10 protein-coding genes are annotated in these 13,124 nt (G+C 63.8%); 3 read left to right on the forward strand and 7 right to left on the reverse strand.

The features are described from left to right. The first annotated feature begins 88 nt into the window (after nucleotides 1-88). Entirely contained in the window at nucleotides 89-2,503 is a 2,415-nt protein-coding gene (locus tag FJ039_05385; protein ID MBM4405603.1) for a CoA transferase, read from the forward strand. A 255-nt stretch (nucleotides 2,504-2,758) separates the two neighbouring features. On the opposite strand, the gene FJ039_05390 is transcribed toward FJ039_05385, so the two are convergent. Genes FJ039_05390 through FJ039_05400 form a run of 3 tightly spaced genes read right to left on the reverse strand, consistent with a single transcriptional unit; the run spans nucleotide 2,759 to nucleotide 6,426 of the window. Continuing rightward, complete coding sequence (locus tag FJ039_05390) at nucleotides 2,759-4,006, reverse strand: CoA transferase (protein MBM4405604.1); 1,248 nt, start codon at nucleotides 4,004-4,006, stop codon at nucleotides 2,759-2,761. A 1-nt stretch (nucleotide 4,007) separates the two neighbouring features. Further along, the gene (locus tag FJ039_05395; protein ID MBM4405605.1) at nucleotides 4,008-5,336 is read right to left on the reverse strand and encodes a CoA transferase; all 1,329 of its coding nucleotides are present in this window, start codon (nucleotides 5,334-5,336) and stop codon (nucleotides 4,008-4,010) included. Then, nucleotides 5,272-6,426 (reverse strand): CoA transferase, encoded by a 1,155-nt coding sequence (locus FJ039_05400; protein MBM4405606.1) that lies wholly within the window; start codon nucleotides 6,424-6,426, stop codon nucleotides 5,272-5,274. Before FJ039_05400 ends, FJ039_05395 begins: the two co-directional genes overlap by 65 nt. On the opposite strand from FJ039_05400, the gene FJ039_05405 reads away from it, so the two are divergent. Then, nucleotides 6,380-8,911, forward strand: a complete 2,532-nt coding sequence (locus FJ039_05405; protein ID MBM4405607.1) for a CoA transferase — start codon at nucleotides 6,380-6,382, stop codon at nucleotides 8,909-8,911. The two genes, FJ039_05400 and FJ039_05405, sit on opposite strands and share 47 nt — an antisense overlap. On the opposite strand, the gene FJ039_05410 is transcribed toward FJ039_05405, so the two are convergent. Continuing rightward, on the reverse strand, nucleotides 8,908-9,351 hold the full coding sequence (locus tag FJ039_05410) for a hypothetical protein (protein ID MBM4405608.1): 444 nt from the start codon (nucleotides 9,349-9,351) through the stop codon (nucleotides 8,908-8,910). The two genes, FJ039_05405 and FJ039_05410, sit on opposite strands and share 4 nt — an antisense overlap. A gap of 168 nt (nucleotides 9,352-9,519) precedes the next feature. On the opposite strand from FJ039_05410, the gene FJ039_05415 reads away from it, so the two are divergent. After that, nucleotides 9,520-9,996, forward strand: a complete 477-nt coding sequence (locus tag FJ039_05415; protein ID MBM4405609.1) for a peroxiredoxin — start codon at nucleotides 9,520-9,522, stop codon at nucleotides 9,994-9,996. On the opposite strand, the gene FJ039_05420 is transcribed toward FJ039_05415, so the two are convergent. The 3 genes from FJ039_05420 to FJ039_05430 are packed head-to-tail and all read right to left on the reverse strand — an operon-like array spanning nucleotide 9,893 to nucleotide 12,851. Then, the gene (locus FJ039_05420; protein MBM4405610.1) at nucleotides 9,893-10,789 is read right to left on the reverse strand and encodes a response regulator transcription factor; all 897 of its coding nucleotides are present in this window, start codon (nucleotides 10,787-10,789) and stop codon (nucleotides 9,893-9,895) included. The genes FJ039_05415 and FJ039_05420 overlap by 104 nt on opposite strands. Before the next feature lie 11 nt (nucleotides 10,790-10,800). Next, on the reverse strand, nucleotides 10,801-11,073 hold the full coding sequence (locus FJ039_05425; GenBank protein ID MBM4405611.1) for an ATP-binding protein: 273 nt from the start codon (nucleotides 11,071-11,073) through the stop codon (nucleotides 10,801-10,803). After that, on the reverse strand, nucleotides 10,962-12,851 hold the full coding sequence (locus FJ039_05430; GenBank protein ID MBM4405612.1) for a HAMP domain-containing protein: 1,890 nt from the start codon (nucleotides 12,849-12,851) through the stop codon (nucleotides 10,962-10,964). Before FJ039_05430 ends, FJ039_05425 begins: the two co-directional genes overlap by 112 nt. Nucleotides 12,852-13,124: the final 273 nt, after the last annotated feature.

Raw genomic sequence — 13,124 nt, forward strand, 5'->3', positions numbered from 1 at the left:
GGGGGCATGATACCACGCGCACGATTACGATTGCGGGACAGGTTCACCATGCTATACTCCCGCCAATTTCCACAGGAGCAAGACGCGTATGTCCGGCCCCTGCCAAGGCCTTCGGATTGTTGACTTCACGAGCGCCTTCCCCGGCGCGCTGGCGACGATGGTGCTGGCCGATGCGGGAGCGGAGGTGGTGAAGGTGGAGCCGCCGGGAGGCGACCCGACGCGGAGGCAGTATGCCTCCATCATGTGGCATCGGGGGAAGAAGAGCGTTGTCCTTGACCTGAAATCGGCGCAGGGGCAGGCCGACGCGAAGCGGCTGGCGGCGAGCGCGGACGCGGTCATTGAGTCGTTCAGGCCGGGGGTGGCGAAACGGCTGGGCATCGGCTATGAGGCGCTGGCGAAGGAGAATCCGGGGCTGGTCTATTGCAGTATCACGGGCTTCGGCGAGAAGGGGCCTCTGGCGAATGTAAAGGGCTACGAGCACATCATCCATGCCACGGCGGGCCGGATGGACCAGGTGTGGGGCATCATCGAGAAGGACGGGCCGAACTATTCGGCGCTGCCCATTGCCGGGTACGGGGCGGCGATGCTGGCGGTGCAGGGCACGTTGGCGGCGCTCATCGTGCGGGGGCAGACAGGGCGCGGCCAGCGGGTGACGACGAGCATGGTGCAGGCGCTGATGACCTTTGACCTGACGAGCTGGATCGCGGCCCAGCTAGAGGGGCAAGGGGCGGCGCCGTTCCGTCGGGGCTATGCCGGCGGGCCGATCCCGCCGTACATGACGGCGCTGACCAAAGACGGCTACTGGCTGCAGCTAGCCAACCTGACGGTGGATACGATGTGGAACTACATGCGTGTCCTCGGCCTGGAGTGGATGCTGAAGGACGAGCGCTACAAGACGATGCCGAACTTCACCGACCCGAAGCGCGAGGCAGAGGTCCAGCGGGCATGCCTGGAAAAGATCCTGGAAAAGACGCGGGACGAGTGGATGGGCATCTTTATGAGGTCGGACGTGGCGTGCGAGCCGTTCCGCACGACGCAGGAGGGGATGCAGCACCCGCAGGCGATCCATAACGGCAACACGGTGCAGATTGCGGACCCGCGAGTGGGGGCGACGACGCAGCTGGGGCCCATCGGCAGGCTGACGGCAACGCCGCTAACGCCTGCAAGGCCCGCGCCGGAGGTGGGGCAGGACCAGGAGCTGCTGCGGGCAGCTCAGCCCGCGCGGCGCATAGCGGCAAGGGGAGGCGGCGTGCCGAAACATCCGCTGAGCGGCGTCACTGTCCTGGAGTTCGCCTCATTCATCGCCACGCCCGTCGTGACCTGCCTCCTTTCAGACCTTGGGGCGCGGGTCATCAAGGTGGAGCCGGTGACGGGCGATCTGTACCGGGCCATCGGCTGGCCCAGGATGTGCAAGACGCTCCAGGGGAAAGAGGCGCTGGCGATAGACATCAAGTCGCCGAGGGCGCGCCGGGCGATGGAGCGGCTTATCGCGAAGGCGGACGTGCTGATCCACAACTACCGCCCCGGTGCGCCGCTACGGCTGGGGATAGATTATGAGAGCGCGCGGAAGATTAAGCCGAACATCGTCTACGTCTATGCCGGGGCGTATGGCTCCACCGGGCCGCACTCGCACCGGACGGGTTTTCACCCTATCGCAGGGGCGATCACAGGCGGCCCGCGCTACGCGCTGGGCAAAGCCTATCCCACATCAAAGGGCAATAACCTGAGCGATATCCAGGAGAAGAGCAATATCCTGCGCCGGGCGAACGAATCGAATCCAGACCCGACGGCGGCGCTGGCCACGGCTTCGGCGACGATGCTGGCGCTCTATCACCAGCGCATGACGGGAGAGGGGCAGTATGTGGAGACCTCTATGCTGGGGGGCAACCTTTTTGTGAACGCGGACGACGGGCTTTCGTACAAGGGAAAGCCTGAGCGCCCCGTGCCCGACGAGCAACTGAACGGCCTTTCGGCGCAGTACCGCCTCTATAGGACTAGGCAGGGCTGGGTCTTTTTGGCCTGCCCCAAGGAGAGCGAACTGCGGGCCTTCGCGAAGGTGGCGGGCTGCGAGCGGCTCCTGGCTGACCCGCGCTTCGCGACGGAGCAATCGCGAGGGGCGAACGACGCGGCGCTGGGCGAGGAGTTAGAGCGAGTCTTTGCCTCGCGGACGGCGGCCGAGTGGGAGCGTCTGCTCACCGCGGCGGACGTGCCGTGCGTGGAGGTGGCGGAGTTCGATCACGGGAAGTGGCTGAATGTGTCGCCGTGGGTGAAGGAGGCTGGATTCTTTGTGCCGACCTCCCACCCAAGCCTGGGCGGGAAGTACTTTCGCCACGGGCCGCCGTGGAGCTTTTCGGAGACGCCGCCGACGTGGGGGCCGAGCATCTACCTGGGCGAGCATACGAGGGCAATCCTCAAAGAGGTGGGGTACGACGAGGAGACGATCGAGGAGATGGCGGCGGCGGGGAGCATCGTCTGCCACCAGCCGGAGGCGGCGAAGGCGTAGGGAGACCTCTCTCCCGATGTGTAATCGAGGCCGAAGGTCCGGCCTGAGGACAGATCTCAAGGACTCGACCTCTTATCCCTCTTGTTGCTCTCAGAAGAGCACAGCTCATAAGAATGAGCACATGCCATCAGAATGGCACACGAAGGGAGGGACGCTTTGCCGACCAGAGCCGACGCCACTTTCTAGATAGGCCAAGTGACCCCTTCCACACTTGCTCGTCTTCAGGCTACGGAAGAGGCCAGGGGATAAGGCGGCCTAGGTCGCCTCGTAATAGCCGACGATGCCTTCAGCGAGGAGTAGGTCGTACTCTTCCTGGGTGTAGCTCAAGATGGAGCGGTAGACATGGTCGTTATCCCCGCCTAGGAGCGGGGCGTGGCGGCGGAGCTGGGCGGGCGTCGTGGAGAGGCGCGCGGCGGGAAGCTCGGCGTGATAGCGGCCCATCACGGGGTGCTCAAGCCACTGGTAGTGCCCAAGGGCGTTGAGCTGCTTGTCCTCAAAGAGGGCCTGCTGGTTGTGGACGGCCCCGGCAGTGATGCCGTTGGCCTGCAGGAGCTCCATGAGCGGCACGGGCGCATAGCCCTTGGTCCATGCGCCGATGTGCGCGTCCAGGGCCTCTGTGTTGCGGCAGCGCGATTGGTGCGTGGCGAAGCGCTGGTCCTTGGCCCAGGCAGGATCGCCCATGAGCCGCACCAGCGTGGCCCACTCGGCATCGTTGAAGACGGCGATGGCGCACCAGGCGTCGTCGCCGATGCAGGGGTAGGCGCCGTGGGGGGCGGCGTAAGGGACATCGGTCTCCATGAGCTTATTGCCTTCGCGGTTCCAGACGCGCCCGTTGACGGTGTAGTCCAGCACGGATGCGCCCAGGTAGTGGATGGTGCCTTCAAGCTGGGCGGCGTCTATGTACTGGCCCTGGCCGGTGCGCTGGCGGTAATCGAGGGCGGCGGCGAGGGCGAAGGTGGTGTAGACGGGGGCGAGCCAGTCCGGGTAGGGGATGGTGGCGCAGCCGGGAGGGCGATCGGGCCAGCCGCCGAGCTGGGCGATGCCGGCCAGGCCCATGATCATGGGCCCGTAGCCGCGCGATTGGGCGTGGGGGCCGGTCTGCCCCTGGAGGGTGAGGCTAACCATGATGACGCTGGGGTTGATGGCGCGGGACCCTTCGTAGTCCAGCCCCCACTTTTTCATGGTGCCGGGGATGTAGTTCTCCACGATGACATCGGTCCACTTCACGAGCCTTCGGCCCACTTCCAGGCCCTGGGGGGTGTTGAGGTCCACGGTGATGCCGAGCTTGTTGTTGTTGCAGGCGGCGAAGTAGTGGCTGCCGTTGACGTTGAACTTGCCGCCCTTGATGGGCGGCGAGTTGCGCAGGATATCGTAGCGCTGGTGGTGCTCCACCTTGATGACGGTGGCGCCGAAGTTGCCGAGCCACTGCGCCGTGAGGGGCCCTGCGCCGATCCAGGAGAAGTCTATGACTTTGAGGCCTTCGAAGGGCAGGGGCGTGGTCATTTCAGAGCACCTTCGCCGCACGCAGGTCGCGAAGCTCGCTCTCGCTGATGCCGAGCTCGTCGCGATAGATCTCGGTATTGTGCTCGCCGATGAGCGGGGCGCGGCGGGAGATGCGCATGGGCGTGCCGGAGAGCTTCACATGGCCGCCGGGGTACCGGATGGTGGTCCCCAGCTCCGGGTGCGGCACGTCTATCCAGTACTCCCGCGCCTCCAGCTGCCTGCTGTGCAGGAGATCGTCCGAGGCGTTGACGGGAAAGACGGGCAGGGCGTGCTTGACGGCCAGCTCCAGGATTTCTTCCTTAGTGTGGCGCATCTGCCATTTTGTGAAGACGTCATAGACGTAGTCCAGCTCGGCTTGGGTGCATTGCCACTGTCCCGGCCCGGGGGGGAATGAGGTGGCGGATTCCCATTTAGGGTCCAGGAGGTCTTCCGCCACGCCCTCCTTGGCCATCAGGTCGCGGAGTACCGGGAACTTATCCCAGCCAAGGACGCCGGTATTGGCGGTGTAGCCGTCCTTGCAAGGGAGCATGACGTGCCACTTGATGAAGCGGAAGTTGAGGGAGCCGCCCTCCCGCCGGATGCCGCTCTTCTCCACGGTCCACCAGCTGACGATGGTGCCCGGGCCGTTGAGGTTGAAGGTGACGGCCTCTTGCATGGAGACGTCCAGCAGCTGGCCGATGCCGGTGCGGGTGCGGTGGTAGAGAGCGAGGGCCGTGCCGAGCGCCCCCTGGCTGCTGGCGTGGAAGTAGGCCTGGGGGGCGCGGAAGACGATGGGCGGTCTGTCCGGGTCGCCCATGAGGTACATAAGGCCGCCAAGGGCCATGCCGGTGATGTCCGCCCAGCGATAGTTGGCGTAGGGGCCGTCCAGCCCGTAGCCGGTGATGGAGGTGTAGATGAGGTTGGGGTAGCGCCTGCGGACCGCCGCCTCGTCCATGCCCAGGGCTTGGGCCTCCTTGCGCGTCCAGCTGGTGACGATGACCTGGGCTGTGGGCAGGAGCTTTTCCATGATGCGCCGCCCTTGTGGCTTGGAGAGGTCCAGCGTGACGCCGCGCTTGCTGGTGTTGGCGGAGAACCAGCGCAGGCTCTTGTCGGGGTCGCGCTGGTCCTTGTAGTAGGGGCCGATGAAGCGGACAGGATCGCCGCCGGGCGGCTCGATCTTGATGACATCGGCCCCCATATCGCCGAGCATCTTGCCGCAGTAATGGCCGATCTCCCCAGTAAGGTCCAGGACTCGGTAGCCGGCGAGGGCCAGAGGCGTCTGCGGCTTAGCTATCTTTTCCAACGGCGCCTGCTCCTTGGAGTGCGCGGACCTCTGCGGCGGTGAAGCCATATTCTCGCAGAACCTGAGAGGTGAAACGTATCCCTTGCAGTTTGGCGAGGGGCGCGCGCACGGGCGATCGGACGAGCTTGACGCCCTTAGGCGCTCCCGGCCTCACGATGCGCTTGCCCAGGGGCGAGGCGAGGGTCTCTGCCGTTGTGAGCACCGGAGAGATGCAGACGTCCTGCCCCTCAAATAGGCGCGTCCATTCCTCCAGCGTCTTTTGTTTGAACGCCTTGGCGAACTCGCCACGGACGGCCGGAAGCTCGTCCTTGGAGACGAAGCGCTTGGTCTCCAAGTCCGGCCTGCCGATGAGGCGGCAGAGGTTGGCGTAGAAGCCTGCTTCGATAGCGCCGACGGAGAGGTGGCGGCCGTCCTTGGTCTCATAGAGGCCGTACCATGGGTAGCGCCCGGTGAAGTGGATGGCGCCCTTGTTGCGCGAATCGCCGGTGCGCCAGGAGTGCTCGAACTCGGCCGCCATGAGGAAGAGCGGCCCGTCCACGATGGCGAGGTCCAGGAACTGGCCTTTGCCTGTGCGTTGGCGCAGCTGGATGGCCGCCAGGATGTTGATAGCGGCGTTGAGCCCTGCCGTGCAATCGGCCACGGTGACGCCTTCGGTGGCGGGCGGGCCTCCCGGATCGCCGCTAAGGTTCAGGACGCCGGCATCGGCCAGGTAGTTGAGGTCGTGCCCCGGGCGCATCCGCCAGGCGCCTTGTTGCCCGTAACCGCTGATGGCGGCGTAGATGAGTTTTTTGTTTTTTCTTGCCAAGGACTTGAAGCCGATGCCGAGTCGGTCCGCGACATCAGGGCGGAAGCCCTCCAGGATGACATCTGCCTTGCGGGCCAGGAGGTGATAGACCTCGCGTCCTTTTGGCTGCTTCAAGTCAAGGCGGCACTCGGAGGTTCCCGCCTTGAGGGAGTCCGTGGAAATCATGCCGCCCAGGCCCTCGTACTTGGGGTCCACGGTCCCTTCGCCCACACGCTCGATGCGCACGATGCGCGCGCCGAGATCTCGAAGGATGGCCATACAGTAGAGGCCGGGATAGGTGTGGCCGATGGAGAGGACGCGAAGACCATCGAGGGCGTGGCGGGCTGTTGGCATAGCGTGTGCGGCGAGTCTATGGGCGGCTTCCGCCAGGTGTCAAGAAGCAACGGAGGAAATTGACACACTACCGGGGCGATGCTATCTTCCCGGCGCTCCCTTCACTACTGGAGGCATCACGATGCCAAGCGCGCTCCACGGCCTTCGCGTCCTCGATCTCACCCACGGCATGGCCGGCCCCCTTGTGGGCATGATGATGGCCGATAACGGCGCCGAGGTCATCAAGGTTGACCCGCCCGGAGGCCCGCGCATCGCCTATCCGGCGGGCGAGACCGCTTGGCACCGCGGCAAGAAGAGCGTTCACCTCAACCTCAAGTCCAAGGCCGGCCTGGCCGATTTCCTGCGGCTGGCCGATACGACCGATATCGTCCTGGAATCGTTTCGCCCCGGCGTCACCAAGCGCCTGGGCATTGACTACGCGAGGCTGAGCCGCCGAAACCCACGATTGGTCTACACGAGCATCACGGGCTACGGCTCCACGGGCCGGCTGGCGGACCGGCCTGGCTATGAGGCGCTGGTACAGGCGCGCACGGGCTTCCAATCGGAGCAGCCGCTGTGCGAAGGCCAGCCCTCCGTGAAGCGCTCCGGCCCCATCATGATCGGCGTGCCGTATGTGAACATCGGGGCCTTTTTCATGGCGATCTACGGCACCCTGGCGGCGCTGGACGTGCGCGAGCGAATGGGCGAGGGTCAACTGGTGGAGACCTCGCTTTTCTTGGGCGCCATGGCGAACTACACGATGAACTGGTGGGGCGCCGAGCGCTATCAGGTGCACTCCCCCGGATCCTGGGTAAACGGCGAGCGCATCCCCTGGCTTCCCACGATCTATGAATCGAAGGACGGCGTCTGGTTCTTCGGCATGGGCACCCGGCGGTTCAAGGATGAGTTCGCCAAGCTCCTGGACCTCAAAGAGGGCTATATGAACGTGCCGCTGGATGTGCCCATCGCGCGCCAGCGGGAGATCTATTGGGAGCTGTGCGAGGCGTATAAGAAGAAGACCTGGAAAGAGCTGGAAGACATCTTCACCAAGACGGACTGCATCTGGCTGCCTGTGCAGAAATCGGAAGAGGCCTTTGCCGATGACCAGATCCAACATAACAAGTTCATCGTCGAAGTGAACGACCCACGTTACGGCAAGATCCGGCAGGTGGGCGTGCCGTTCACGATGAGGAAGACGCCTCCGAAGGTGCAGGGCCCAGCACCGCTGCCCGGCCAGCATACGGCGAATGTTTTGGCCTCTACTCCAACGGCAAAGCCGTCCGCGGGAAAGGGGACGCCGCGGGCCAAGATGAACCGCCTGGCCTTGGAGCACGTGAAGGTGCTGGACATGGGCGATTTCCTTGCCGGCCCCCTTGGCCCGCAGCTCCTGGCCGATCTGGGCGCGAACGTTATCAAGCTGGAGCGCACCACCGGCGACCCGATGCGCCACGCCTGGGCCTTCTACGGCTGCCAGCGCGGCAAGCGAGCCATCGCGGTGGACCTCTATTCTCCGGAGGGCCAGCAGATCGCGCATACGTTAGCGGCGGAGGCGGACATCGTCCACCACAACTGGAGGCCGGGCGTTGCCGAACGGCTCAAGGTGGACTACGAAACGATCAAGAAGGTCAACCCGAACGTTATCTATTGCCACAATGTGCCCTTCGGCTTTGATGGGCCAAAGGCAGAACGCGGCGGCCTGGACCAGATCATGCAGGCCTACACGGGCGCGCTCCGCCGGGACTCCGGCGAGGGCAACCCGCCGACGACCTGGCTGCGGAGCGGCCTGTGCGATTACGTGCAGGCGATGATGGGGGGCCTGTCCATGCTCTTGGCCCTGTACCACCGCGAACGCACCGGCGAGGGGCAGTTCGTGGGCTCACGGATGCTGGACGCGGCGCTGTGGATACACTCGGATGTCTCCTTAGGCGGCAAAGGGACGCCCAAGCGGCCTGATTTGGATAGCAAACTCTACGGCTTCGGTCCGCTCTACCGCCTCTACGAGACGCGCGAAGGTTGGATCTGCCTTGCGGCAGTGCAGGAGAAGGAGTGGCAAGGGCTGTGCAAAGCAATCGGCCAGCCGGGACTCGCCAAAGAGGCCCGCTTTGCCGATGCGTCGGCGCGCGGGCGCAATGCGGCGGCCCTGGCGCAACTGCTGGAGCAGGCCTTCAAATCGCGCACGGCAGAGGCATGGCTGGCGGCGCTTGATGCAGCGCGTGTTCCCGCCGAGATATCCAAGGTCCACTATGGCTATGACGGGGTTGACCTGCCTAAGAGCCCGGAGGCGCGGGAGAACGGCTGGGTGGCAGAGTACCCTCACGCCGCCTACGGCAAGATGTGGCAGACGGGCATCGGCTCGAGGCTCTCCAAAACGCCGGGGCAGGCGGTGCTCGCGCCGCCGATCCTTGGCCAGCACACGCGGGAAATCATGGCCTCCATCGGCTATAGCCAATCGGCCATCGCCGACCTGAAGGGGCGCGGCGTCATAAAATGGACGGAGCCAAGCTAGCCAGCCTGGCTGATGGGAGCCGCCAGCGACGCCCGAAGAGCCTGAGGCTCTTCTACGGTTAGGCAGCGGATGCCGTTCCAGTATCGCGCCAGCCGTGTGCGGTGCTTTGTGTATCCCGCCTGCGCGAGGGCGCGAGAGAAGGCGATGCGGCTGATGGGCTCCATCGCATGGTTGCGGCACCACCGCTCATAGACGGCATAGAGGCGCGCTGCGGGCACGAACGCCCCTGGGCTCGAAACACAGCACTCCCGTACAAATCGCGTCAGGCTGTTTGCCTGAAATACCTCAGGCGCAGGTTGGCTCACCTTGGGTGCTTGCAGGGCCCGCCCGCAGGCGGAGCATTTCCACTCATCGCCTTCCAGCCAAAGGGTTCCTTGGCAATGGCGACAGCGCTGGCGTGTCAGGATGAGGGTTCGCGGTACAAAGTTGTGCGCAAGCATTTGAGTTCCAAGATAAACTCGGCATGTTACAGCCGCGTAAATGTGCCGTTACAGCAATGTAAACACTGGTCTTTGTAGGGCGTTGGGAGCGAGGCTCTTCATGCTACAATTGCGCGGTTGATCCCAACCGTCCGCCAGAGGCGGACGTCATTCTAGATGGAGGATTGCATGTCAGTGGACGTAGGACAGCCCGCACCGGACTTCAGCCTGTACGATGCGGAGACGAAGAAGCAGCGGAAGCTCAGCGAGTTCAAGGGGAAGAATGTGGTTCTGGCGTTCTTCCCCGGTGCCTTCACCGGCGTTTGCACCAAGGAGGCCTGCACCTTCCGGGACAGCGCCGCCCAGCTCAACAGCTTGAATGCGCAGGTGGTTGGCGTGACAGTGGATTCGCCATTCGCTCAGAAAGCGTGGGCGGATGCGAATAAGCTCGGCTTTCCCTTGCTGAGCGATTTCGGCAAGCAGGTGATCCAGCAGTATGGGGCCGGGTTCAAGAACCTGGCCGGGCTGGAGGGCTATGTCTCCGCCACGCGCGCTGTGTTTGTCATTGATAAGGGCGGCGTAGTGCGCATGAAGTGGATCGCGCCGAACCCGGGCATCGAGCCGGATTATGCGGCGGTCCAAGCAACCCTTGCCGGCTTAAAGTAGCCTCAGTCACAGCTGGACGGGATATACAACGGCCCCCGGCGATCGCCGGGGGCCGTTTCCATTCCGGGAGGCGGGAGCGACTATTCGGGCGGGGCGTGGGGCGCTTCGCCGCCGAGCTCGAAGCTGTAGCCGACGCCGCGGTGGGAGCGGATGATTTTTGGTGGGACGGCATCATCGCCGAGCTTGAGGCGGAGGCGGCGGACGGCATCTTGATAGCGGCGGGGTCCATCTGGTCAACGCCCCAGACGGACTCGGCCAATTCCTTGTGGGTGGCCACCTTTCCATCGCGGCTGGCGAGATGGGCCAGGAGGTTCCATTCCGTGGGCGCAAGGCTGACTTCCTGGCCGTCCACCTTGAGGATATGGCCTGCGAAATCAATGGAGATGCCGCTGCCCTTGACAACGCCGTCATCGGCGATGGAGTTTTTCCGTGCGCCCCGGCGCATCACAGCGCGGATGCGGGCTAGGAGCTCATTGTGGGAGAATGGCTTGACGATATAGTCGTCCGCGCCGCCCTCCAGGCCTTTGACGCGGGACTTCTCCTCGCCCCGGCCAGTGACGATGATGATAGGCACGGTGGACGACTTGCGGATCTGCTCCAGGACGTCCATGCCATCAATATCGGGCAGGCCGAGGTCCAGCAGGACGAGGTCTGGGTTCTCAGTCTTGAAGAAGTTCAGGCCGGTCGCTCCGCTTTGTGCGGTAATCAGGTTGCTATCCGGCCATCGCACGGAGAGGCAAAGGGTGATGATATCCAGGACTTCCCGGGTATCTTCGATGACAAGGACTTTCACTGCATTTCCCTCTAAGCCTTTGCCGGCCCGTCAATGGGGATACTGAACGAGAAGATATTACCCTCTCCGTCCGCGCTTTGCACGCCGATCTTTCCGCCATGGGCCTCGATGATCTGGCGTGCCAGGGAGAGGCCCAGCCCCAGCCCCTGCTGTTCCTGCCGGTCCTGCGCCGCTACGAAATAGGGCTCAAAGAGCTTGGCCTGGCCCTCCTTAGAGATCGTCTTTCCGTGGTCGCGGATGCGGACGGTGACAAAGGTGTTGTCCCCGAAGGCTTGGACGGATATGTGCTTGCCTGGGGGGGGTTCGCCCTGATGGCGTTCAAGAGCAGGGTGGAGACTACTTGGCGCAGGCGCGGCCCATCGCCGGTAACCTTGGGCAGCGGATCGCGGATCTCAAGTTGAGTGGATTCGCCACGGCGTTTCGCCTCTGCATCGCGAAGGTCGCAGAGCTCAGTAAGCAAGACCTTTGTGTCTATCTCAGCAAGGTCTAGCGGCAGGGTGCGCGCCTGGAAGGCGGCCACATCGAGCATATCGTCGATGCGGCGGCGTAGAACGTCGGCGCCAGACTTGATGTTGGAGAGGAGCTTGCCTTCCTGGGAGTCCGGCTCCGGCTCCAGCACGTCCTCCAGGAGACCGGCCGATGCAGCGACAGGGGTGAGCGGGGTCCTAAGTTCATGAGAGAGGACGCGCAGGAACTTGAGGCGCGCGGCGTCCTCCCGCTCCTGAGCAAGTTTACGCTCGGTGATATCGCGCACCATGACCAGACCCTCGTCGCGCTGGCATACCACATAGCGCGCCTCGAACCAGTGGATCTGGTTGTTATCCAGCGATTGGTACTCCATGATTCGGGAGGAGCCGGTATCGAGCGTCATCTGGATATTGCGGACATGATCGGCGACGTACTCAGGCGGGATAACGTCGCTTCCCGCCTTCTCCACGATGCGGGTGTTCGGTAGGCGCGATTCGAACTGCCTGGCGCCGGCGAAGGCAAGGGTCCTGCCTTCCCGGTTGGCGCGGAAGAGGACGTCCGGCACGGCGACGAGGATGGCGCGGTTGACGGCTTCGCTTTCAAGGAGGGCCTCTTGCGCCTGGGCGCGCTCGGCCTGGGAGCGCTCTATGGCTGCGAGCATATCGTTGATGGCGGTGCCGACGCTGGTGATTTCGTCGCTTCCCGGGACGGTGACGCGGCTGGACGGGCTCCCACTGACGGCGATCTCGCGCAGGCCGTTGCTGAGACGCTCCACGCGCGAGAGGACGAGGCGGTCGAGAAGGACGAGAACGACGAAGCCGAAGACGAAGAGGCTGGCGATAAGGGCGATGATGACAAAGAGGACAGTGGTGTTGCCTTGGGCCAGGGCGCCGCGCGGGATATCAGCGCGGAGGATGAGACCAGGTGCGCCGGAAATATCGTTGATCACGGCATAGCCGCCGATGGTATCCGAGCTGACCTTCTTGGTGTAGAGCCCTTTCTCATCGGCCTGCTCGATAGCCTTGCGGAAGTCCCCCGGCAGGCTGGGGTTCTTGGCGTTTCTCGCTTCGACATTAAAGAGGGTGGTCTCCTTCAGGCTGGCCACCACGCCCTTGTCCACAAAGCGGCCGAAGATGACGGCTCCCCGTATCGGGCCCATCTCAGTGCTTGTCAGCACGGGATGGGAAGTGATGAGCATCGGCCCTTCCGGCAAAGAGAGAAGTCCGGCGATGCCGCTCTTGAGGCCTGTATGGGAGACCAGCGGCTGGCCTGGGGCCAACAGCGGCCTCAGGCCTTGCGGTACCTGGGTCGGGATTCCATCGTCCTGGTTGAAACCGCCGCTATAGACGATGCTTGCTTCGGCGTTAGTGTAGACGATGACGCTGAGCCCAAGGCGCAAGTAGGTCTCGTTCACCAGGTTGGCGCTGATGAAGTCCGGGTTTTGACCCTCCACAAAGCTCAGCGCTTCATCCCACGCGCCCCAATCAATGTTCGTGTTCTTGATATTGTCTAGGAAACGGTTGAAAACGCCGATGACCCGTTCGATGTCTCGCTTGGATTCCGTTTCTTCACGGCTGCGAAAACCATCGAGCACAATGACGCGAGAGCTGCCGTAGAGGACGACGAAGAGAACGATGATGAGCGCTCCCCCGCCCTAGGATTTTCTTGGACACGGAATTGGGGCATGATGCCACAAACTCTAAGGAGGTGTCCATGATGGATGGAAAGGGCGAGGGAGCACTTGATCGAGGCCGCGTTGAGCGAGGGAGATTCTCCTCTCGGCGCAAGAGCGGAGCGGTGATGCGGCTGCTGCATGGGGAAGAGTTGGACGCGCTGTCCCGGGAGTTGGGCGTCACGGCGGCGACCC

The organism is Chloroflexota bacterium (genome assembly GCA_016875535.1).
Taxonomy (GTDB): domain Bacteria; phylum Chloroflexota; class Dehalococcoidia; order SHYB01; family SHYB01; genus VGPF01.

Excerpts from the sequence above, each read along its gene's own strand:
- FJ039_05395 (MBM4405605.1), bottom strand. The coding sequence starts at position 5,336 with ATGGCTTCACCGCCGCAGAGGTCCGCGCACTCCAAGGAGCAGGCGCCG.
- FJ039_05400 (MBM4405606.1), bottom strand. The coding sequence starts at position 6,426 with ATGCCAACAGCCCGCCACGCCCTCGATGGTCTTCGCGTCCTCTCCATC.
- FJ039_05410 (MBM4405608.1), bottom strand. The coding sequence starts at position 9,351 with ATGCTTGCGCACAACTTTGTACCGCGAACCCTCATCCTGACACGCCAG.
- FJ039_05415 (MBM4405609.1), top strand. The coding sequence starts at position 9,520 with ATGTCAGTGGACGTAGGACAGCCCGCACCGGACTTCAGCCTGTACGAT.
- FJ039_05390 (MBM4405604.1), bottom strand. The coding sequence starts at position 4,006 with ATGACCACGCCCCTGCCCTTCGAAGGCCTCAAAGTCATAGACTTCTCC.
- FJ039_05385 (MBM4405603.1), top strand. The coding sequence starts at position 89 with ATGTCCGGCCCCTGCCAAGGCCTTCGGATTGTTGACTTCACGAGCGCC.
- FJ039_05405 (MBM4405607.1), top strand. The coding sequence starts at position 6,380 with ATGGAGAGGACGCGAAGACCATCGAGGGCGTGGCGGGCTGTTGGCATA.